We start from the raw sequence: 21,017 nt of genomic DNA on the forward strand, positions 1-21,017 counted from the left end.
CGGATTCAGGCAGTTCGCATTCCGTGTGCGGATCTGGCAGCGCCGTGCCGTCATCGTCAGCCTCAGGGTGGCCAGGCTCGTAAAGACCGGTATCTTCCGCTTCCTGCCGGCCCTGCGTTACGTCGGACGCGCCCTGCAAAAGCGTTGGCGCCGTTCCCTGCAGTTCAGGACAGTCCTCACCACCCTGCTTCTGGCCGTCATGTCGTTCGCCGTAGTTGGCGCCTACCTGTCGAACCAGATCGCCAACAACCTTTTCCAGGAACGGCTCACGCAGGCCGAATCGGAAACCCGGTACAACGTCAAGCAGGTCCAGGAGACGTTCGACGGCGCCCAGGTCACCGACCAGTCAAGCGTCATTACCCTGGTCTACGACACCCTGAACGCGGTAGAGGGCCGTGGCTCGGTGATCCAGCGGCGGTATGTCTTCGAAGCCATGCCGGAGCAGACCAAGCCACGGAACCGCTGGGTGGAATCCCGGGCATCGGATCAGCTGACAGTCAGTGTTATTCCCCCTGAGCTCCGCAAGGCGGTCCAGGAATCCGGCAAGGACCAATATTGGGCGTCCACCGTGATCCCCGTGGGCACCGAGGACCGGCCAGGCATCGCCGTCGGTAACAAGGTCACGTTCAATGGCACGGTCTATGAGTTGTACCTGATCTACGACCTCAACACGGCGCAGCAGACGCTGGACGAGATCCAAAGCGTCCTCTGGGCCGGCGGCGCTGTGCTGGTGCTCCTGATTGGTGCTGTGGCCTGGTACGTCACACGCAACGTCGTGAGCCCGGTCAGCCACGCGGCCATGGTGTCGGAGAAACTGGCCGCCGGGCAACTCCAGGAGCGGATGGTGGTCCGCGGCGAGGACGAGGTGGCCAGGCTGGGCGCCTCGTTCAACCACATGGCTGCCAGCCTGCAGGAGCAAATCACCCAGCTGGCCACCCTTTCGCAGATGCAGCAGCGCTTCGTGTCCGATGTTTCCCACGAACTGCGCACTCCCTTGACAACGGTCAGGATGGCGGCCGAAGTACTGTACGACGCCCGTGACGATTTCGACCCCATCAACAAACGGTCTGCCGAGTTGCTCTACAACCAGGTGGAGCGGTTCCAGTCGCTGCTCTCGGACCTGCTGGAGATCTCCCGCTTCGACGCCGGTGTGGCGGTGCTGGACGCCGAACCGGAAGACATCCTCCAGATCATCGCCCACGTCATCGAGGGTGCCTCGCCCGTAGCTGCGGAGTACGGCTCAGAGATCGTCCTGAGTGCCCCCGACGGCGCCATCGTTGTGGACATGGACGCGCGCCGGATCGACAGGATCCTGCGGAACCTGATCCTGAACGCCGTCGAACACGGCGAGGGCCGGCCGGTGACCGTCACAGTGGCAGCCGGTGAAACCGCCGTCGGCATCGCTGTCCGTGACCACGGCATCGGCATGGAACCGGCCGAGGCGGCCCGGGTCTTCGACCGGTTCTGGCGGGCTGACCCTGCCCGCGCCCGGACCACCGGTGGTAGCGGCCTGGGGCTATCCATTGCCGCGGAGGACACCAAGCTCCACAACGGCTGGCTGCAGGCCTGGGGGAGGAAAGGCAGCGGGGCAAACTTCCGGCTTACCCTGCCGCTGCGCCAGGGCGAAGAGATCGGCAACTCGCCGGTCCAGCTCGAACCCGAAGACAACATCACCACGGGAGAACCGGGCAGCGTTCCCCGGGAACCCGACACCAGGAACATCCTGGTCCTGGAAACCGGTGCGGCGCGGTTGGCGCCGCTGCCGACAACGAAGGAGAACCCATGACCGGCCGCGGCCGTCCGGCACAGCTCGGTGCTTTCCTGCTGGCGCTGCTGGTTGTGGTGCTGGCAGGCTGTGCCCGGATACCCATCTCGGGGCCGGTCGGCAAGAGCAGCGAAGGCAGCGCCGGCAACCTGAACGCGCCGGTCTTCCTCCCGGCTGCACCCCAGCCCGGTGCATCACCGGAAACCATCATTGACTACTTCTACCGCGCGGGCAGCGGCTACGAGGACGACTACGCCGTGGCCCGCCAGTACCTCACGCAGGCCTCGTCCGTGTCATGGAAACCGGACCAGCGCGCGTTGGTCTACCGGGATGCGCGGGTGGTGGCCACCGGGACGGAAAACGTCTACAACTACGAACTGGACGTTGCCTACACCGTCGACGCCGACGGCATCACCACCCAGTCCCCGGAAGGCACCGTGGAACGGATTCCCGTCACGGTTACCCAGGTAGACGGGGAATGGCGCATCTCGGCAATACCGGACGGGACCGCTATCGCCGAGGAAACTTTCAAGGTGATTTACGGCGCCTATCCCATCTACTTCTACGACCCCACGTTCACTTATGCCGTCCCCGACGTCCGCTGGTTCATCAGGAATAAAACGGTCAAGGCCATGACGAGCGCGCTGCTGGCGGGGCCGGCCCCCTACCTTCGCGGCGCCGTGGCCAGTGCCTTCCCGTCGGGAATCAAGCTCGCCCGCGAGTCCGTCCCCGTTGTTTCGGGAGCCGCGCAGGTGGACCTGACGGCCAAGGAGCTCACGGAGACATCCCCCGAGGACCGTCTTCGGATGCAGATGCAGCTCACGCTGACGTTCCGCAGCCAGCCCGACGTCGTGAATGTCGAGCTGCGGGCCAACCAGGACCTGGTGAGGGTGGAGGACAACGGCTCAGTCCTCCCACCGGTGCAGGACAAGAGCGCCCCCTCACGCCAGATCGCCGTCAGCGGCAATGAACTGGTGCGGTACGAAAACAACAGGATTTCGCCACTTCCGGACATGCAGCCCGTCTCCGCCCTCGACCCACGGTTCCCCGCAGAGTCCCCGGTGTCCCAGACCGCTGCGTTCCTCAACGAGAGCCGAACAACCCTGTACAGCATCAATCCGGGACAGCCGGCCCGTGCCCTGACTACGCGGAGCACCCTGAGCCGGCCCTCCTTCAGCCTCAACGACTGGGTCTGGTCGGCCGGGCCCGGGGGAAATGGGGCCACGGAAGTGGTGGCCTTCCGGCCCACCGGAGTTGCAGAAGGGGCATCGGTTCCGTCGGTGACACTGGCGCCGGCCTGGCTGGCGGGACGGTCCGTCAAGGAATTCCGGGTTTCCCGGGAAGGCGTCCGGGCGCTGGTCATTTCCGAACAGAACGGCAAGACCCGGGTCCAGGTCGCGGGGATCATCCGCGGCGGCGACGGGACACCCCGTGAACTGACCCAGCCAACCACCCTGGCGACCGACAGCAACCCCGACCAGGGCGCCTGGGTCAACGACTCCACGGTTGTGGTCATGAAGGGCGCGGCGGCGGCCAACGTCACCCCGGAACTACTCTCCCTCACCTCGGGACAGCCCCAGCAGCTCGCCCCCTGGCCGGGCCTGGTGGCGCTGAGCGCAGGCAACGGACCGGAGGAGATCTACGGGCAATCGTCTGAAGGCATCTTCCAGCGGCTTGGTAACGGCTGGTCGCCGCAGATCAAGGGCCCCATCGATCCTTCGTACCCGGGGTAGGGGCCGCACATACAGCCGTCCAATGAGGACGCGGCGCGAGCTGGGTCCACATAGGCACTGTTACTGCTTTCCTTTGCTGACGGCCGGGGTCATCGTTGAGCCGTGGGCATCGAATCAACTCCCGGCAGTGGCCGGGCGGACCCTGACCTCCTCCCGTCCCAACCTGCGGCCAGGCACCGATCAGAACATCAAAGCGCCCTACTGCGGTTTGCTGACCAGGTGGGCGGAGCCGCGGCCGACCTTTTGGCCCTGGCCATCCCTGCTGACTGTGTGGGCTGCGGCGCTGAGGACCACCAGCTCTGCCCGCACTGCTCCCGGCAGCTGCGCCGGCTCACCGCGCAACCCTTCCGTGCCGAAGCTGCCGCACCCGCGCTGACAGGTGTGGACGGGAGGATCCTGCTGCCGGTGGTTGCGGCAGGCGTTTACAGGGAAGAACTCGCGCAGGCTTTGCTGTCCTTCAAGCGCCACGGCCAGCACCGGCTCCGGAAGTGCCTGGGCAGGGCGCTCGCAGATGCGGTGCGGACGGCAACGGGAGACCGCCAGCCGTTTGTCCTGGTTCCGGTTCCCACGAGCTCAGCCGCCTATCTGGCAAGGGGATTCAGCCCTGTGCACCTGCTCCTCGCCGAAGCAGTCCGGCAGCTTCCCGGCGCTGTCATGCGGGACGTCCTCGGTAAGGCCAACCCCGGAGGTATCCTGCCTGCGGGTGGCCAGAAAGGCCTCGGCAGGGGCGACCGGGCAAGGCGCGTCCGGGGCTCCATGACGGTGCGGCGGCGCGCCCGCGGCACGGTGGCCGGGAGCCGCTGCATCATCGTCGACGACGTCCTCACCACCGGTTCCACGCTGTCCGAAGCCGCGCGTGCACTGCACCGCGACGGGGCCAGGGTGGCAGGAGCGGTGGTCCTCGCCGCAACGCGTCCGCCAGTCTCAGGAAGCCCGGACGGCCCATCCTAAGCCAGTAGCGAAACTACAGCGACTTAGAAAAAAATAAACCGGGAAAGGATGAATAACGGATGACGATGAACTAACGTCGGTGGTGGGTACCAAGACAGAATGTACCTTTCGATGGCGGCTCGGAGAGGGGCTCGACTGTCAGGCAGATCGGCCCAGGGAAGCGCCGCCGTCGTGTCACCGAAGTCATTTGGAGGGCACCATGGAGTTTATGATCAGCGGACGAAATCTGACAGTGTCAGACCGGTTCCGCGAATATGCCGGGGAGAAGATCTCAAAGATCGAGTCGTTGGGGGACAAAGTCCAGCGGGTCGATGCCAAGGTTTCCAAAGAGACCAATGCCCGGCAAACAGGCGACCAGTTGACCGTTGAGGTGACAGTCCTGGGCCGCGGACCGGTGATCCGCGCCGAAGCCAGCGCTGCAGACAAGTTCGCCGCCTTCGATCTTGCGTACAACAAGCTGCTTGAACGCCTGCGCCGGGCCAAGGACCGGAAGAAGGTCCATCACGGACGCCACACGCCCAAGGCTGTGAGGGAAGCAACCGCGTCCCTCGAACCGGCCAGTGCGCACGAGCCCCTTTACATGGAGGCCAGCCACCGGAGCGAGGCCAGCGCGTCATCCGCCGACAGGTCTCCCTACGACGTGGACAATGATATTCCGGCGGGCGATTCCCCCGTCCTGATCCGCCGGAAGGTCTTCCCGGCAGCGTCGCTGACACTCGACGACGCAGTGGACAACATGGAACTCGTGGGGCACGACTTCTATCTGTTCGTCGACAAAGCCACCAATACCCCGTCCGTCGTGTACAGGCGGCGCGGCTGGACCTACGGTGTAATCACGCTGGACCACGAGTGCGAACCCGGAGACACCGTGGTGGAAGAAAAGATTCTGGCCTACCGCTCGGATGATGCTGCGGCAACCGCTTAGGGTGCCGGCAGCAATCAACAGAAAGGACTGGCGTGCCGGCTTCGCTGAGCCTTAACCAGGCCCGGCGGATCGCTCTGGCAGCACAGGGGCTCGACAAAGGACGGCCCACCGGACCCGTAACTTTGCGGACGGTGGGCCGCACCTTTGCCCGCTTGCAGCTGGTCCAGATCGATTCCGTGAATGTCCTCGCGCGGAGCCATTTCCTTCCCTTCTATTCGCGCCTCGGGAACTATGACAGGAGCATTCTGCACAGGATGTCCGGGGTCCACCCGCGCCGTATGGTCGAATATTGGGCCCACGAGGCCAGCTACATCCGGCCGGAACACCATGCGGACCTCCTGCTCTGGCAGAAGCGCGCGTGGGTTGGTGCCGGGAGCATGGACCCGGACCAGCGGGCCGCGATATCGGAACTGATCCTGGCAACACTTGCCGGAAGCCGTCCGCTGACTGCATCTGAACTGACCGCCCGGATTGGCCACGTGGAAGAACGGCAAACAGGCAACTGGGGCTGGAACTGGAACGCCGTCAAAAGGGTCCTCGAACACCTTTTTGAAGCGGGGCTCGTCTCCGCAGCTGCACGGACAGAGCAATTCGAGCGGAAATACACGCTCACGGCGAGGATTCTCCCGCAAGCCGGAATGGGCCCGGGGGAGGACTCCACCGAGCCCAAAGACCGGGCCGCGGCGCTGGACCGGCTAACGGACGCTGCCGCCCGCGCTCACGGCATCGGAACTGTCCGGTGTTTCGCCGATTACTTCCGGACACCCGTCAAGGCGACTGCGCAGTCTGTGGAGCGCCTGGTCGACCAGGGTGCCCTGGAACCGGTGAGAGTCACGGGATGGAACCGCGATCTCTACCGCCATGCAGATGCTGTCCTGCCGCGGAGGGCCACAGGCCGTGCCCTGCTCAGCCCCTTTGATTCCCTGGTGTTCGAGCGTCGCCGGCTTGAAGAACTCTTCGGCTTCCACTACCGGATTGAGATTTACACTCCCGAACACAAGCGGCGGCACGGCTATTATGTCCTTCCCTTCCTCCTCCGGGACGGCATCGTAGCCCGAGTGGATCTGAAGGCCGACCGCGCGGGCGGAAAACTGCTGGCCCGGGCCGCCTTCGCCGAGCCGGCCGCCCCGCCGGACACCGCCGTCGAACTTGCCGCGGAACTGCGCCTTATGGCTGAATGGCTGGGGCTTCATTCCGTGGAGGTTTGGCCGTCGGGTGACCTCGCGCCGGACCTTGCGCGGGCCAACGGCACCGCCGACTCCGATCCGCTCTGAGGGAAACTGGCACCGGCAGGTTGTCTCTCCCGTAGACTAAAAACGCCAGAATTCGGCGGCATGAGACTGGGAGCATCTTCACGTGGCATCACTTATCGAAAAACTTCTCCGCACGGGTGACAAGAAAACACTTCGGCAACTGCGGAACTATGCCGACTCCATCAATGCCCTCGAAGACTCGTTCAAGACCTTTACCGATGCCGAGCTCCGTGAGGAAACGGACCGGCTCCGCGAACGCCACCGGGACGGCGAAAAGCTCGACAACCTCCTCCCTGAAGCCTTCGCCGCTGTTCGTGAAGCGTCCTCGCGCACCTTGGGAATGCGGCACTTCGACGTCCAGCTGATGGGTGGCGCCGCCCTCCACCTGGGCAACATTGCTGAAATGAAAACCGGTGAAGGCAAGACCCTGGTAGCAACCGCTCCTGCCTACCTGAATGCCCTCACCGGCAAGGGTGTCCACGTCGTCACCGTGAACGACTACCTCGCCGAATACCAGTCCGACCTCATGGGCCGCGTCTACCGCTTCCTCGGGCTGACCAGCGGATGCATCCTCGCGAACCAGGACCCTGCCGTGCGTCGCGAACAGTACGCAGCGGATATCACCTACGGAACCAACAACGAATTCGGTTTCGACTACCTGCGCGACAACATGGCCTGGGACCGGAACGAACTGGTCCAGCGTGGACACAACTTCGCCATCGTCGATGAAGTTGACTCCATCCTCATTGATGAAGCCCGTACCCCGCTCATCATCTCGGGGCCTGCCCAGGGCGACACGAACCGCTGGTACAGCGAATTTGCCAAGGTCGTTCTGCGGCTGCAGCCCGAAAAGGACTACGAAGTCGATGAGAAGAAGCGCACCGTCGGTGTCCTTGAGGGCGGCATCGAAAAGGTCGAGGATTACCTCGGCATCTCGAACCTGTACGAGTCCGCCAATACGCCGCTGATCGGCTTCCTTAACAATGCCATCAAGGCCAAGGAACTGTTCAAGCGGGACAAAGACTACGTCATCATGGACGGCGAGGTCCTCATCGTTGATGAGCATACCGGCCGTATCCTTGCCGGCCGCCGGTACAACGAAGGCATGCACCAGGCGATCGAGGCCAAGGAGGGTGTCGAGATCAAGGCGGAGAACCAGACCCTGGCCACCGTCACCCTGCAGAACTACTTCCGCATGTACGGCAAGCTCTCCGGCATGACCGGCACCGCTGAGACCGAAGCCGCCGAGTTCATGAGCACCTACAAGCTCGGCGTCGTGGCCATCCCCACCAACCGCGACATGCAGCGCATCGATCAGTCCGACCTCGTGTTCAAGAACGAGACAGTGAAGTTCGACGCCGTCGTCCGCGATATTGCCGAACGCCATGAGAAGGGCCAGCCCGTCCTGGTGGGTACCACCAGCGTCGAGAAGAGCGAATATCTTTCCCGGCTGCTCGCCAAGGACGGCATCCGCCACGAAGTCCTGAATGCCAAGAACCATGCACGGGAGGCCGCGATCGTTGCCCAGGCCGGCCGTAAAGCCGCCGTCACGGTGGCCACCAACATGGCCGGCCGAGGTACCGACATCATGCTGGGCGGCAATGCCGAATTTACGGCGGTCGCCGAACTGGCCAAGCGCGGCCTCGACCCGGAGGAAAACTCCGAGGAGTACGAGTCCGCGTGGCCGGCTGCACTTGAAGCGGCTAAGCAGGCCGTCAAAGATGAGCATGAAGAGGTCCTGAACCTTGGTGGACTGTATGTCCTCGGCACCGAACGCCACGAGTCGCGGCGTATCGACAACCAGCTCCGCGGCCGTTCCGGACGCCAGGGCGACCCGGGCGAGTCCCGGTTCTACCTTTCCCTGACCGACGACCTCATGCGGCTGTTCAACTCCGGCGCCGCTGAACGCCTTATGAACAGCTCCGTTCCCGACGACGTGGCCCTGGAATCCAAACTCGTATCCCGCGCCATCGCCTCGGCCCAGGGCCAGGTGGAGGGGCGCAACGCTGAGCAGCGGAAGAACGTCCTGAAGTATGACGACGTCCTGAACCGCCAGCGTGAAGCGATCTACAGCGACCGTCGCCGCATCCTCGAGGGGGATGACCTGCATGAAAAGGTGCAGTTCTTTGTCGAGGACACCATCATGGCCCTCATCGACGACGCCACCGCCGAAGGCAACGGCGACGACTGGGACTTCCACCAGCTGTGGACTAATCTCAAGACGCTGTACCCGGTGAGCGTGAGCGCGGACGACATCATTGAAGAAGCCGGTGGAAAGTCCCGGCTGACGGTGGAGTTCCTGAAGGAAGAGCTGCTTTCGGATGCCCGGCTTGTCTACCAGGCACGGGAGGAAAGCATCGGCTCCGAGAGCATGCGCGAACTGGAACGCCGCGTCGTGCTGTCAGTCATCGGACGCAAATGGCAGGAACACCTCTACGAGATGGATTACCTCAAGGAGGGCATCGGGCTGCGTGCCATGGCCCAGCGCGATCCCCTGGTAGAGTACCAGCGCGAGGGTTTCACACTGTTCCAAAGCATGATGGAAGCCATCCGGGAGGAAAGCGTCGGGTTCTTGTTCAACCTGGAAGTCGAAGTGACTCCGGCCCAGGACGTGGTGGTGGAGGACGCCTCCGGCGGACACACCGAGCACGTTGAACCGCAGGTCCGGGCTGCCGGTCTGGAAGCGCCCGAAAAGCCTGCTCAGTTGCAGTACACGGCACCCAGCGAAGGCGGTGGCACCCAGACCCGGGTGGAAACCCGCTCCACGGGACGCTCAGGCAACCCCGCCAAGGCGGCGGAGCAGGATGCGGCAAGGGAAGCCGCCAAGCGTCCTGCCAAAAAGAAGCGGCGCTAAGGCAGCATCCGAGGGACGACGGCTTCTAAGGCAAAGGGCAGGGCCAGCGGGACAAAGCATCCCGGGCCCTGCCCTTTCTTGGTCCGGGTGGTCAGCCGATAACGAGTTCAGTGACCCGCCACACCTGCTTGCTGCGCTCCAGGCGGATTGCCACGGCCCGTGCACGTACGTCATCGACCACCACGGCACTTGCTTCATAGGTGCCTTCCGCCACTTCGCAGATCCTTACTGACCGGACAACGGAATTCCGGTGCAGGCGGCCCAGCGCAGGATTTCCGGTCCTGGTGATCTCCCGCCGAATCAGTGCGGCGCGGTGCTGGAGGGCAGCGAGGCATCGGGGGTCAAGCCTGCGTGCCAGTTGGTGGACGGGCCGGATCCCGGCCAGCACTTCCATGGCAGCCTGCACTGTTCCCCGCGTGAGGGCCCGGACTTCAGCTTCCTCATCCGCGGCCCGGAGACGTACTGGCTCTCCGGGCCGCGGGGTCGATCGGCCCTGTTCCAGAGCCCGCAACTGTCCCTGTCGCAGCGACGCCTGGCTGGCTGTGCCAGGGGTGAAGCCTTTTTCAGCATTGCTTTCTGTTCTTCGCCGGAGGACGCGGATCGGCGTTACTGCTGGCATTGCTTTCCCCTTTTGGTGCGTGCGGCGCCGGCACTCGACCGGCATGGTTGCGGATGCTTAGGACGGTGAGGGTGGCTGCAGGACTTGGCCCGGGAGCAGGACATCCGGGTTCTGGCCGATGACAGCCTTGTTGGCTTCGTACCAGCGCGGCCACTCCTGGGCGACGTCAATATCGGAAGCGTTGCTGCCCAACTGGCTCCGCACAATGTCCCACAGGGTGTCGCCGGCGAGAACTGCCACGGTTCCTGTTGTATGACCTGAATCCCCGCCCATTGTGGCTTCTTGGCGCGTGGCAGGCGGAGCCAGCACCGCTGGGTCCACCAACGGGGTGGTCCGGGGCTGCCATCGGGGCTGCAGCTGGGAGAAGCTCGCGGCGCCGGAGCTTGCGTCCACAGTCGTTGGGGCAGTTTCGGGCGTTGCTTGCGTAAGTTCTTCCGGTGCCGTCGATGTCGGCATCAGGCCGGGCGTCAGGGCCTGTTCCGGATAGCCTGCACCCGGGGCCGTAGCCGGCGTGGAGGGGTCCCCCATGGCGCCGCCTGTGGAAGCGGCCGGCGATTGAGGTGTTGCCTTCAGAGCTGAGGCGTATTCCTGCGTGGGCGCCCACTGCGGACCCGGATCGAGGGTTTCGGCGTTGGCCGCTGCACCCGACACGAGTTGCAGTGAGACCGCCGCGACCACCAAACGCCTCATAAATGCGGGCGAAAGCCTGCGCGTCAGCGAAGCTGCACGGTCGTTGCCTCGTCGCTCCAAGAGCACGCCCACTGCGGCGGCCAGGAGGGACAGAAACCACCAGGTAATCAGTATCGAGCCCGAAATTAGTGCTACGGCTCCCAGAATGTCCTCGGCGGACGTGCTTTGGTGCCTGGCCGATGCCTCCTGCCACTGCAGGACAAGACCAAACCCAGTGGAGACGAGCACAGCTCCCAGGACCAACAAAGCCATGGCCGTGAGGGCGTCGGTCCTGATTCCGTGGGAGTCGCACTTCAACATTGATTCATCCTTTTGATGCAGTTTGATGCACTTTAATGTCGGTTGAACCAGTTTGCTCCCCACGGCGGCTATATGTCCATACGGTGGAGAGAGAAAGTTGGAGGAATTGACGGCCTGCCCGGTCGGACTTACTGTGGCCGAATGCGCTGGGATGCACTGTTCAACGACCTGGAAAGCCAACTGGCGGAATCGGACCGGCTTTCAATGGAAGCTGAGATTGGCGAGAGGACCCGGGCTGAACTGGCGGCTATCGAATTGTCCGACCGGCTTCGCGGAGCACTGGGGTGCACCCTCGGGGTCCACCTCCTGGGCGGAGAATCGTTCCATGGCCGCCTTGCCCATGCGGGTGCCGAGGCGCTGGTTATCGACGATGACCGGTACCAGGTCCTCATTCCCTACCGGGCGGTTGCCCGCTACGTGGGCACGGGAAGATTTGCCCGAACCGAACCGTCAGCCGTGCGGCGCGCCCTTGGCTTGGCGCATTCGCTCCGGGCCCTCGCCAGGGACAGGGCTGAGCTCACCATCAGTCTCGGTGGCAGTACGGGCGTCACACGGCTGGACGGCGTGATCGACCGCGTGGGCAAGGACTATGTGGACGTAGCGATGATAACTCCCGGTGAAGCCCGGAGGAGCCGGCATGTGGGAGAAGTATCAACCGTGCCGTTCGCCGCGCTTGCGGCCATCAGGTCAAGGAAGCAGGGGGAGTTGTAGCCAGCACCCGGACCGGGCGCGGCCACCGGTGACGAACCGCGTGCCCGCTCAGACCGACTTCGACTTGGACTCCTGAATCATCCGGCTCGCTTCTGCGTAGCGTTCCTCGATGTACTGTTCGAGCATCTTTTCTTCCACGCGCCATTGCCCGCGGCCACCGACCTGGATTGCCTTCAATTCTCCGCTCCGTACAAGTGCATACGCGGCTGGAGAGTTGATCTGGAGCTGCTCGGCTACATCCGCGAGCGTGAGGAACCTGGGCATGCCTCCATTTTGCCATCCGAACGGGGCCCGCGCCTGCGTTATCCACAGTTCCGCCATATTTGGGACTTTGACTTTTGTTCCGGCCTCCGTCCCGCAACAATGAGGTGTCCGGCCACGGAACGGCCCGCCGGCATGTCTAGGGGGAGAAACGGCATGGTTCCAGAAACATCAGCCGCATCAGCACGCCTGAAGCGCCCGTCGTGGAAAGATCCGCGCCTGCTGGTGGGGATCCTCCTGGTGTTGGCATCAGTGGCGGGAGTTGTATTCCTGGTGGGAAGTGCAGACCAAACCACGGAGGTTTACGCGGCCCGTGACGGGATAGCGGTGGGCGAAGCGCTGACGGAGCAGAACGTGGTCCGCGCCAAGGTGCGGCTCGGCGATGCGGAGCAGCATTACATCACCGCCGAATCAGGGTTACCCCAGGGCACGGTTGCCGTGCAACGCATCGGAAAAGACCAACTGGTCCCCCGTGCCAGCCTCGGGGAAGTGGACGACATCGACCGCAAGCCAGTGGCCATCACGGTGGACGGAACCCTGCCTGCGCAGGTTATCGCGGGTGCCCGCGTGGATGTCTGGGTTGCCCAGCCGGACGCCAAGAACGGATTCAGTGAACCCAAGCTCCTGCTGCCGGGTGCCGAAATTGCCGAGGTAACAGCAGGTTCAACAACACTCGGATCTGCCAAAAACACAGTGCTGATGGTGCTGGTGGAGGACAGCCGCATGCCGGCCATCCTTGGCGCCCAGGCCAACGACGCCCGGATCTCCGTGGTGTGGAACCCCGGTGGCGCCAAATGAGCATACCTGTGGTCACTGTAGGGCAAAGCCGGGAGGACCTGGTGGGCGGGCTCGAACGCTTGCACGGGCCTGTCACGGTGGTGAGGAGATGCGCCGAACTGCCCGAACTGCTGGCAGCGTGCCAAAGCGGGCTGGCCAGGGCGGCCGTCGTGGCGGACGGGTCCGAAGGCCTCACGGCTTCGCTGGTAGACCGGCTGGGGGCCGTTGGCGTGGCCATTATCGCCCTTACCGACAGTGCCGAAGAAGCAGTGCGGCTCCGCAAGATCGGTGTAGCGTCCGCCCTGAAAGGCGTGCAGTCCGCGGAGCTTTCGGACCGGATCGCCGACGCCGTGGAGCAGCTGACAGGGGCGCCGGGCCGTACGGTTGCTACGAGCTCCCTTGCGGACACTGGGGCAGCCCTGCATCCCATGACTGCGGAGCCTGACCCCGAAGCAGGCCGCCCCGGGGAAGGGCGAGTTATCGCAGTATGGGGACCAGCCGGCTCGCCCGGCCGGACCACCCTTGCCGCCAACATGGCAGCTGAACTGGCGGCCGACGGCGAGCAGGTCCTCCTCATCGACGCTGACAGCTACGGGGCGAGCGTCGCCGCTGTACTGGGCCTGCTCGACGAATCGGCTGCATTGGCCCAGGCCTGCCGGCTTGCGGACCAGGGCGCACTGGATGCAGACGCCCTCCGCAGGCTCGCCGCCCCCGTTGCAACCACGGCTGGAACCTTCAAGGTACTGACCGGCATTACGCGGGCAGATCGATGGACGGAGCTCAGGGCGCCGGCCCTGGCGATCGTCCTGGAACGGTCGCGGCAGATAGCCGACGTTGTGGTGGTGGACACCGGTTTCTGCCTTGAAGCGGATGAAGAATTGAGCTTTGACACCATGGCGCCACGGCGAAACGGCGCAACGCTGTGTGCGTTGGAGCTTGCCGATACCGTCTTCGCTGTCGGGGCTGCTGATCCCGTGGGCGTGCCGCGCTTGGTCAAGGGTCTTGTTGAACTGGAGAACGCTGTCCCTCAAGCCGTTCCCACGGTGGTGATGAACAAAGTGCGGTCATCCTCCGTTGGCAGGGGCCCCGAACGGCAACTGCGGGATGCCTGGGAGCGTTACGGTCCGGCATCCAAGCTGCAGGCGTTCCTGCCGTACGACATCGCTGCCGCGGATGCCGCCCTGCTCGCCGGATCGCTGCTGCTTGAATCGTCGCCGGATTCACCCCTTCGCCGCTCAATCCGGGAACTCGTTTGTGCACCCGTCCAGCAAATGTCAAAATCCTCTGTATTTTCTTCCACAGCAGGCCGCAGGGCAAAGGACTAGGCTCGCCATAAGAGCTGCAAGGGTGCAGCGCATATCGTGTGATGGAGGCGTTTGTTGATGTCGTCTGGATCCAGCGTGGAGGATCAGGCCCTTTCCGTTGAAGGCTTTGAAGGCTTCATGGGTGACTACTACCAGCATCTCGCCGAGGAGGACGCGCGCAGCTATCCGCGGGAACTGTTGGCGCAGCGGGCGGACCATCACCGCGAGGTTGCCTCGGAGCGGCTTCCGGGGCAGGCAAAGGTGGCCATTGCCGATGAGGAAGACAGCAGCGTCGTGTTCGTTGTTACGGACGACATGCCTTTCCTGGTTGATTCAGTCAACGCTGAACTGGTCCGCCAGCATGCGGCCATCAAGCTCGTCATCCACCCCATGTTCGTCGCCATGCGCAACAGGGAATCCGGGCACCTGGTCAAGGTCAACAGGGTTCCGTCGCACATCGGGATTTCCAGCGGTGACACTGCTGCAATGCCGAGCCTGTCCCACCTGATTGCCACCGGCGAAAATGCCTCCCATATGGAATCCTGGATCGCCGTCGAGATCAGCCGCATCTCCGACGAAGCCAAAGCATCGCTGCTTGAAGGATTGCAGCGAGTGCTTAAGGACGTGCGTGCCGCCGTCGAAGACTGGCCGAAGATGCGCCAAAAGGCCCTTCAGATTGCAGAAAGCCTTGACCAGGTAGCCAACCCTGCCCAGATTGCAGAACTGCGTCAGGCGCAGGACCTCCTGCGCTGGCTCGACGACGGCAACTTCACCTTCCTTGGATACCGGGAGTACGTCCTGATTAACGTGGACGGGGAGGACGTCCTGGAATTGCGGGAGGACAGCGGCCTTGGCCTGCTCCGGGCCGCGGCAGATTCCCCCCACATCCAGCACCTGACCGATACTGGACGCAAAAAGGCGCGGGAAAAGCGCGCCCTTGTCATCACGAAGGCCAACTCCCGTTCCACCGTCCACCGGTCCGCCTACCTGGACTACATCGGCGTCAAGAGTTTCGACGCCGCCGGCAACGTCAATGGTGAACGGCGCTTCATCGGGCTGTTTGCCACCAGCGCGTATACTGGCTCGGTGCGTGACGTCCCCATCGTCCGCGAAAAGGTCGACGCCGTCCTCCGCAATGCGGGTTTCCCGCCGGACTCGCACTCCGGAAAGGACCTGCTCGGCATCCTGGAGACCTACCCCCGTGACGAGCTGTTCCAAATCGAAGTCCCCGACCTCGCCGCCACGGCGGTCGGAATCCAGAAACTCCAGGAGCGCCGCCGGACCCGGCTCTTCCTCCGGCCTGACATCTACGGCCGCTTCATGTCGGCTGTCGTCTACCTGCCCAGGGACCGCTACACCACTAATGTCAGGCTTCGGATCGAGCAGGAACTCCGCGAGACCTTTCAAGCCGTTTCCATCGACTATGAAGCCAGAATGACCGAATCGGCTTTGGCCCGGCTCTTCTTCAGGATCCGCCTGCCGAAGGATGCAGACGTCAGTCATGTAGACAGCGGAGAGCTCGAAAAGCGGCTGGTCCGGGCGGCGAGGTCCTGGAGCGAGGGCATCGCCGAGGTGCTTCGCGACGGCGGGGACGCGGCGGAGGCCAAGGAGCTCGCGGCAATCTGGGCTGAAGCGTTCCCGGCGAGTTACCGGGTGGACTACGAAGTGGAAGATGCCCTTGACGACATCGCACGCTTCGAGAAGTACGGAGCAGCGGCCGAGCGTACCGAAGGGGCACGGCAGGAACGCCCTGGCGTCCACGTCTACCTCCCCGAGGGGGCCGGCGCCACGCTTGAGGAAGATGCGCGGGTCAAGCTGTACATGCTCGAGCCCAAGAGCCTGAGCCAGATCCTTCCCTTCTTCCACAACCTGGGGCTCGAGGTGCTTGATGAACGGCCCTTCGAAATCGAAACCGCGGACCGCCGCGATTTCTTCCTCTACGACCTCGGGCTGAAGTACCCGGCCGGCGTTGACCCCGTGGCAACCGGAGGTTTCCTGGCGGACTCCTTCAGCGCCGCTGTGACAGGTGCGGCAGAGTCCGACGCTTTCGACCGGCTGGTCCTTCGGGAGGGACTGCACTGGCGCCAGATCACCGTCCTGCGCGCCTACGCCCGCTACATGCGCCAGATGGGCAACACCAATTCGTTCGGGTTCATGGCAGATACCCTCCTCGCCAACCCCGATGTGACCAGGGGACTCAGTGCCCTTTTCGCTGCCCGGTTCGACCCGTCCCTGGACGACGAGGCACGCCAGGCAGCACAGGAATCCGTACGCGAAGAGCTGTCAGCGTCCATCGAAAAAGTTGCGACGCTTGACGCGGACCGCGTCCTGCGGACGTTCGTGAACCTCATCGAGGCCACTCTTCGGACGAACTTTTACCAGGACAAGCGGCACCTGAGCTTCAAGCTCGATCCGGCGCGGATCGACGGCTTGCCCTTCCCGCGTCCCATGTTCGAGATCTGGGTCTACTCTCCGCGCGTCGAGGGAGTTCACCTGCGATTCGGCAAGGTTGCCCGCGGCGGCTTGCGCTGGTCGGACCGCCGGGAGGACTTCCGCACCGAGGTGCTCGGCCTGGTGAAGGCCCAGACGGTAAAGAACGCCGTCATCGTTCCAACCGGGGCCAAGGGCGGCTTCTTTGCAAAGCAGTTGCCGGATCCGTCCGTCGACAGGGCGGCATGGATGGCCGAAGGCGTCGAAAGCTACAAGACCTTCATTCGGGGCCTGCTGGACCTCACTGACAATCTCGTTACTGAAGGCGCGGACGAAAAGTTGGTGCCGCCGTCGGACGTTGTCAGGCATGACGACGACGACTCCTACCTGGTGGTCGCAGCGGACAAGGGAACCGCGACGTTCTCGGACATTGCCAACGGCCTGGCCGCTGAGTACGGATTCTGGTTGGGAGACGCTTTCGCTTCGGGCGGCTCCGTCGGCTACGACCACAAGGCGATGGGCATTACCGCCCGCGGTGCGTGGGAATCCGTGAAAAGGCACTTCAGCGAGCTGGACCTGGATACCCAGACCCAACCGTTCACCGTGGTGGGCGTGGGCGATATGTCCGGCGACGTGTTTGGCAACGGCATGCTGCTGTCCCGGCACATCCGGCTGCTCGCTGCCTTCGATCACCGGCATATCTTCCTGGATCCCACGCCGGATGAGGAGCAGTCGTTCACCGAACGCCGGCGCCTGTTCGAACTGCCCCGGTCGTCATGGGACGACTACGACAAGTCCCTCATCAGCGAAGGCGGCGGTGTCTTCGCCCGTCAGGCCAAGTCCATTCCGGTGTCGCCCCAGGTTCGCGACGCCCTTGGACTGCCCGCCCACACGACGGAGCTCAGCCCGCCCGAACTCCTCAGGGCCATCCTGCTGGCGCCCGCAGACCTTCTCTACAACGGCGGAATCGGCACGTACGTGAAGGCCAGCAGCGAGTCCAACGCTTCGGTGGGGGACAAGGCCAATGACTCGATCAGGGTTGATGGCAGGGACCTCCGCGTCAAGGTGGTCGGCGAAGGCGGCAACCTGGGCATGACACAGCGCGGACGAATCGAGGCCGCACTTCAGGGTGTCATCCTGAACACCGATGCCATCGACAACTCCGCAGGCGTGGACTGCTCCGACCACGAAGTCAACATTAAGATCTTCGTTGACCGGATGGTTGCTGCTGGAAAGCTGGACGCGTCCGAACGTGCCGAATTCCTTGCTTCGATGACCGACGAAGTGGCACGCCTCGTCCTGGAAGACAACATTGACCAGAACATCCTGCTGTTGAACGACCGCACACGGGTTGCGGAGTGGAGCCCCAGCTACGAACGCCTCATGGACTGGCTGGAAATATCGGCGGACCTGAAGCGCGACCTCGAGGCCCTGCCCACGACGGACACCCTGCGCGAACGGCTCCAGCAGGGCCAGGGCTTGACGTCGCCTGAGCTCTCCGTCCTCGCCGCTTACGCGAAGATCGAACTGGCGACGGCCCTGCGGGAAAGCGACCTCGCGGACGATCCGTGGTTCCGGCAAACCCTCCGCGATTACTTCCCGACGCAGTTGCGTGAACGTTTCGACGCTGAACTCGACTCCCATCCGCTGCGCCGTGAAATCATCGCCACGGTGGTGGCCAACGACATGATCAACATGGGCGGCATCACTTTTGCTTTCCGCGTCATGGAAGAAACGTCTGCCAGCGAAGTGGCCGTCGCCAAGGCCTTCGTCGCGCTGCGGGAGATCTACGAGCTGGACGTGATGGTCCGGGAGCTCAACGGCCTGCCCGCGTCGTTCCCCACGGAGCACTGGAGCACGGTGCACCTGGACATCCGCAGGTTGCTTGACCGCGCGGTGCGGTGGCTCCTCACGCAGGGAACCGTCTCCCAGCCCATCGATGAAGTAGTGGCTGAGTTCAAGCCACTCATGGATCCCCTGCGTGCCCGCGTGCTCGACTACCTGCGCGGCGATGACCGGGAACGGGTGGGAAGCTGGCTCGAGAACGCAAGGGAGTGGGAACTTCCGGATAGCCTTGCCCTGCGCTGGGCTGAATTGTTTGAAAGCTTCGTGCTGCTCGACATCGCCAAGATCGCCCGCTTGCGGAAAGAACCGGTCGAGGACATCGCCGCCGCGTATTACACGGTGTTCAACCGTTTCCACGCTGATTCCCTCCTTGAGCGGATCAGCAGCCTTCCCCGGCAGGACCGCTGGCAGGCACTGGCAAGGGCCGCACTTCGCGATGACCTGTATTCCACGGTGTCGGACATCACGACGGCGGTGCTGGACGCCACGGCCGCGGGCGACTCGCCGGAGGCGCGGCTCACAGAGTGGGAGGCGCGGAACGCCGAACAGCTGGGCCGTGCGAAGAGCATGTTTGATGAGGTCAACGCACTCGAAACCGACGATATGGCGTCGCTGTCGGTAGCATTGAGGCTCTTGAGGTCTATCGTCCGGCGCTGATCAATCAGGCGTCGCAACTGGAGGTGCAGTGGCAATCTTTACCGACCCCATCAGGGAACACGCCGATTTCGGCCCGGGTGATGCTGAATGGCTTCACCTGCTGGTGGGGGACTGGCAGATGGTTGCGGACCTGGCCTTCGCCGACCTCGCACTGTGGTTCCCGCATCCCGAGTACGGGTACGTGGCACTGGCGCACGTGCGGCCGTCCACGACGCACACCGTGTTCCATGGGGACTTCGTCGGCGAAGGCATCCGGTCCGACCTTCGCCCCTTGGTGGACAAGGCCTGGAACAGCAGGGCCATCGAGCGCTCCAGCGAGACCAACTGGAGCAGCGACATGGCCCTGCGTGTCGAGGCTGTTCCCATGGTGCGGAACGGTCGGACCCTGGCCGTTGTCACTACGCACATGGACCTGTCCAGCTCCCGGATGCCGTCCCGCCTTGAGCTGACGTACCGTCAGTGCGCCTACGACCTGTTGAGGATGGGGACGCTCGGGCTATGGCCCGACTTCGCCTCACCCACTGGATCCCGCCGGGGCGCCCCGCGGGTAGGGGACGGGTTGATAAGGCTTGATGCCGACGGTGTGGTTCAGTACGCCAGCCCCAACGGTGTTTCAGCCTTCCGGCGGCTGGGTGATGGTGAATCGCTGGAGGGTCGCTCCCTGGCCGAGGTGACTGCCAGCCTCCTTAAGGACCGGCGGATGGTCGATGAAACGTTGCCCCTGGTGGTCACCGGCCGGATGCCGTGGCGCAGTGAAATCGAGTCCCGCGGCGTCAGCCTCTCCCTTCGGGCAATCCCCCTTCGCGACGAACAGCAACGTTTCGGTGCTTTGGTGCTGTGCCGCGATGTGTCAGAGCTCAGGCGGCGGGAAATGGAACTGGTCACCAAGGACGCCACCATCCGCGAGATCCACCACCGGGTGAAAAACAACCTGCAAACCGTTGCTGCCCTGCTCCGGATGCAGTCGCGCCGGATGGTCAGCGAGGAAGCCAAACAGGGACTGGAACAGGCAATGCGACGGGTTGCGACGATCGCCCTGGTGCACGAGACCCTGTCCCAAGGCCTGACCCAGAGCGTGGATTTCGATGAGCTGATCGGACGGCAGTTCAGGCTGTCCGCGGAGGTCGCTTCGCCGTCCCAGCAGGTGAAGACAGAACGTTCGGGCACCTTCGGCGAGCTTCCCAGCGACCTGGCCACCCCCCTCGCGCTGGTGATCAACGAATTGGTTACCAATGCCGTGGAACATGGCCTTGAGGGGCGGGCCGGGACGGTGTGGCTCATAGCCGACCGTGCGGAGGGCGAGGACGGCGACGGCGAAGAGCTCACCGTGACCATCGCCGACGACGGCGTGGGGCTACCGGATACTCCGCACGTCGAGGGTCTTGGGCTCCAGATCGTGCGGACCCTGGTAACCAGCGAGCTTGGCGGTACCATCCAGTGGCTGCCCCGCGAGGGCGGCGGCACAGCGGTCCGCATCCGCCTGAGCCTCGTGGGCCGGTAACGGGAGGCCGCTGGCATTGAATGGAAAGAGCCCCGGCGGCAACCTGATCGGTCGCCGCCGGGGCTCTTTCTGCGTGGCGGAAATTTTCCGCTGTACGTCGTGAAGGTTTGCCGATTATGAAGCGCGGCGTGCCCGGGCTGCCCGGCGCTTGAGGGCGCGGCGCTCATCTTCGCTCATGCCGCCCCAAACGCCGGCGTCCTGGCCGGATTCAAGTGCCCACTGGAGGCAGGTGTCGACTACCGGGCACCGGCGGCAGACACTCTTGGCTTCCTCGATCTGCAGGAGGGCCGGTCCGGTGTTCCCTACAGGAAAGAAGAGTTCCGGATCCTTCTCGAGGCACGCTGCGCGGTTACGCCAATCCATGCTGATTAGTTGCTCCATTTCTGGGAATCGCCCTTTGTGAAATTATTCACTAGTAGCTACAAAGGAAAAGGGCCCGGC

At 63.9% G+C, this 21,017-nt stretch carries 15 protein-coding genes; 11 read left to right on the plus strand and 4 right to left on the minus strand.

The genetic code is table 11. From position 1 onward, the window contains the following. Positions 1 to 25: 25 nt before the first annotated feature. The 6 genes from mtrB (at position 26) to secA (ending at position 9,481) form a co-directional block, all read left to right on the plus strand. A complete protein-coding gene (gene mtrB, locus UC32_RS03235; RefSeq protein WP_235423569.1) occupies positions 26 to 1,786 on the plus strand; it encodes an MtrAB system histidine kinase MtrB in 1,761 nt (586 codons plus the stop codon). Next, positions 1,783 to 3,498, plus strand: coding sequence for an LpqB family beta-propeller domain-containing protein (locus tag UC32_RS03240; protein WP_045729759.1), 1,716 nt, complete (start codon positions 1,783 to 1,785; stop codon positions 3,496 to 3,498). Before mtrB ends, UC32_RS03240 begins: the two co-directional genes overlap by 4 nt. 102 nt (positions 3,499 to 3,600) lie before the next feature. After that, positions 3,601 to 4,449: a ComF family protein gene (locus tag UC32_RS03245; protein WP_045729760.1), complete on the plus strand. Its 849-nt coding sequence runs from the start codon at positions 3,601 to 3,603 to the stop codon at positions 4,447 to 4,449. Between the two features lie 199 nt (positions 4,450 to 4,648). Further along, positions 4,649 to 5,374 (plus strand): ribosome hibernation-promoting factor, HPF/YfiA family, encoded by a 726-nt coding sequence (gene hpf, locus UC32_RS03250; protein ID WP_015937616.1) that lies wholly within the window; start codon positions 4,649 to 4,651, stop codon positions 5,372 to 5,374. Between the two features lie 32 nt (positions 5,375 to 5,406). Then, entirely contained in the window at positions 5,407 to 6,648 is a 1,242-nt protein-coding gene (locus tag UC32_RS03255; protein WP_045729761.1) for a winged helix-turn-helix domain-containing protein, read from the plus strand. A gap of 82 nt (positions 6,649 to 6,730) precedes the next feature. After that, on the plus strand, positions 6,731 to 9,481 hold the full coding sequence (gene secA, locus UC32_RS03260) for a preprotein translocase subunit SecA (RefSeq protein ID WP_045729762.1): 2,751 nt from the start codon (positions 6,731 to 6,733) through the stop codon (positions 9,479 to 9,481). A 91-nt stretch (positions 9,482 to 9,572) separates the two neighbouring features. Here secA and UC32_RS21050 read toward each other — a convergent pair whose 3' ends face one another. Both UC32_RS21050 and UC32_RS03270 read right to left on the minus strand, forming a co-directional pair. Then, positions 9,573 to 10,145: an Rv3235 family protein gene (locus UC32_RS21050; RefSeq protein WP_327077612.1), complete on the minus strand. Its 573-nt coding sequence runs from the start codon at positions 10,143 to 10,145 to the stop codon at positions 9,573 to 9,575. 12 nt (positions 10,146 to 10,157) lie between these two features. Beyond that, positions 10,158 to 11,090, minus strand: a complete 933-nt coding sequence (locus UC32_RS03270; RefSeq protein WP_045729763.1) for a LysM peptidoglycan-binding domain-containing protein — start codon at positions 11,088 to 11,090, stop codon at positions 10,158 to 10,160. A gap of 141 nt (positions 11,091 to 11,231) precedes the next feature. Here UC32_RS03270 and UC32_RS03275 point away from each other — a divergent pair, with 141 nt between their 5' ends. Continuing rightward, positions 11,232 to 11,801 (plus strand): hypothetical protein, encoded by a 570-nt coding sequence (locus UC32_RS03275; RefSeq protein WP_045729764.1) that lies wholly within the window; start codon positions 11,232 to 11,234, stop codon positions 11,799 to 11,801. A gap of 48 nt (positions 11,802 to 11,849) precedes the next feature. Here UC32_RS03275 and UC32_RS03280 read toward each other — a convergent pair whose 3' ends face one another. Beyond that, positions 11,850 to 12,065, minus strand: coding sequence for a helix-turn-helix domain-containing protein (locus tag UC32_RS03280; protein ID WP_045729765.1), 216 nt, complete (start codon positions 12,063 to 12,065; stop codon positions 11,850 to 11,852). A 153-nt stretch (positions 12,066 to 12,218) separates the two neighbouring features. Here UC32_RS03280 and UC32_RS03285 point away from each other — a divergent pair, with 153 nt between their 5' ends. From UC32_RS03285 to UC32_RS03300, 4 genes are read left to right on the plus strand one after another with little or no spacing between them, the layout of a single operon-like run. After that, the gene (locus tag UC32_RS03285) at positions 12,219 to 12,860 is read left to right on the plus strand and encodes a hypothetical protein (RefSeq protein ID WP_045729766.1); all 642 of its coding nucleotides are present in this window, start codon (positions 12,219 to 12,221) and stop codon (positions 12,858 to 12,860) included. Continuing rightward, positions 12,857 to 14,164 carry an AAA family ATPase gene (locus tag UC32_RS03290; protein ID WP_045729767.1) on the plus strand — a complete coding sequence of 436 codons (1,308 nt, stop codon included), beginning with the start codon at positions 12,857 to 12,859 and terminating at the stop codon, positions 14,162 to 14,164. The genes UC32_RS03285 and UC32_RS03290 overlap by 4 nt, the downstream gene beginning before the upstream one ends. Positions 14,165 to 14,221: 57 nt before the next feature. Beyond that, positions 14,222 to 19,075 carry an NAD-glutamate dehydrogenase gene (locus UC32_RS03295; RefSeq protein WP_045729768.1) on the plus strand — a complete coding sequence of 1,618 codons (4,854 nt, stop codon included), beginning with the start codon at positions 14,222 to 14,224 and terminating at the stop codon, positions 19,073 to 19,075. Between the two features lie 28 nt (positions 19,076 to 19,103). Continuing rightward, complete coding sequence (locus UC32_RS03300; protein WP_045729769.1) at positions 19,104 to 20,576, plus strand: sensor histidine kinase; 1,473 nt, start codon at positions 19,104 to 19,106, stop codon at positions 20,574 to 20,576. Between the two features lie 114 nt (positions 20,577 to 20,690). On the opposite strand, the gene UC32_RS03305 is transcribed toward UC32_RS03300, so the two are convergent. Then, the gene (locus UC32_RS03305) at positions 20,691 to 20,939 is read right to left on the minus strand and encodes a WhiB family transcriptional regulator (RefSeq protein ID WP_015937605.1); all 249 of its coding nucleotides are present in this window, start codon (positions 20,937 to 20,939) and stop codon (positions 20,691 to 20,693) included. Between the last annotated feature and the right edge of the window lie 78 nt (positions 20,940 to 21,017).

The organism is Pseudarthrobacter chlorophenolicus, assembly GCF_000962805.1.
In the GTDB taxonomy this organism is placed as follows: domain Bacteria; phylum Actinomycetota; class Actinomycetes; order Actinomycetales; family Micrococcaceae; genus Arthrobacter; species Arthrobacter chlorophenolicus_A.

Bases quoted from the DNA above. Each gene is read 5' to 3' on its own strand.
- UC32_RS03270 (WP_045729763.1), bottom strand. From the start codon at position 11,090: ATGTTGAAGTGCGACTCCCACGGAATCAGGACCGACGCCCTCACGGCC.
- UC32_RS03240 (WP_045729759.1), top strand. From the start codon at position 1,783: ATGACCGGCCGCGGCCGTCCGGCACAGCTCGGTGCTTTCCTGCTGGCG.
- UC32_RS03305 (WP_015937605.1), bottom strand. From the start codon at position 20,939: ATGGATTGGCGTAACCGCGCAGCGTGCCTCGAGAAGGATCCGGAACTC.
- UC32_RS03275 (WP_045729764.1), top strand. From the start codon at position 11,232: ATGCGCTGGGATGCACTGTTCAACGACCTGGAAAGCCAACTGGCGGAA.
- UC32_RS21050 (WP_327077612.1), bottom strand. From the start codon at position 10,145: ATGCCGGTCGAGTGCCGGCGCCGCACGCACCAAAAGGGGAAAGCAATG.
- UC32_RS03290 (WP_045729767.1), top strand. From the start codon at position 12,857: ATGAGCATACCTGTGGTCACTGTAGGGCAAAGCCGGGAGGACCTGGTG.
- hpf (WP_015937616.1), top strand. From the start codon at position 4,649: ATGGAGTTTATGATCAGCGGACGAAATCTGACAGTGTCAGACCGGTTC.
- UC32_RS03295 (WP_045729768.1), top strand. From the start codon at position 14,222: ATGTCGTCTGGATCCAGCGTGGAGGATCAGGCCCTTTCCGTTGAAGGC.
- UC32_RS03280 (WP_045729765.1), bottom strand. From the start codon at position 12,065: ATGCCCAGGTTCCTCACGCTCGCGGATGTAGCCGAGCAGCTCCAGATC.
- UC32_RS03285 (WP_045729766.1), top strand. From the start codon at position 12,219: ATGGTTCCAGAAACATCAGCCGCATCAGCACGCCTGAAGCGCCCGTCG.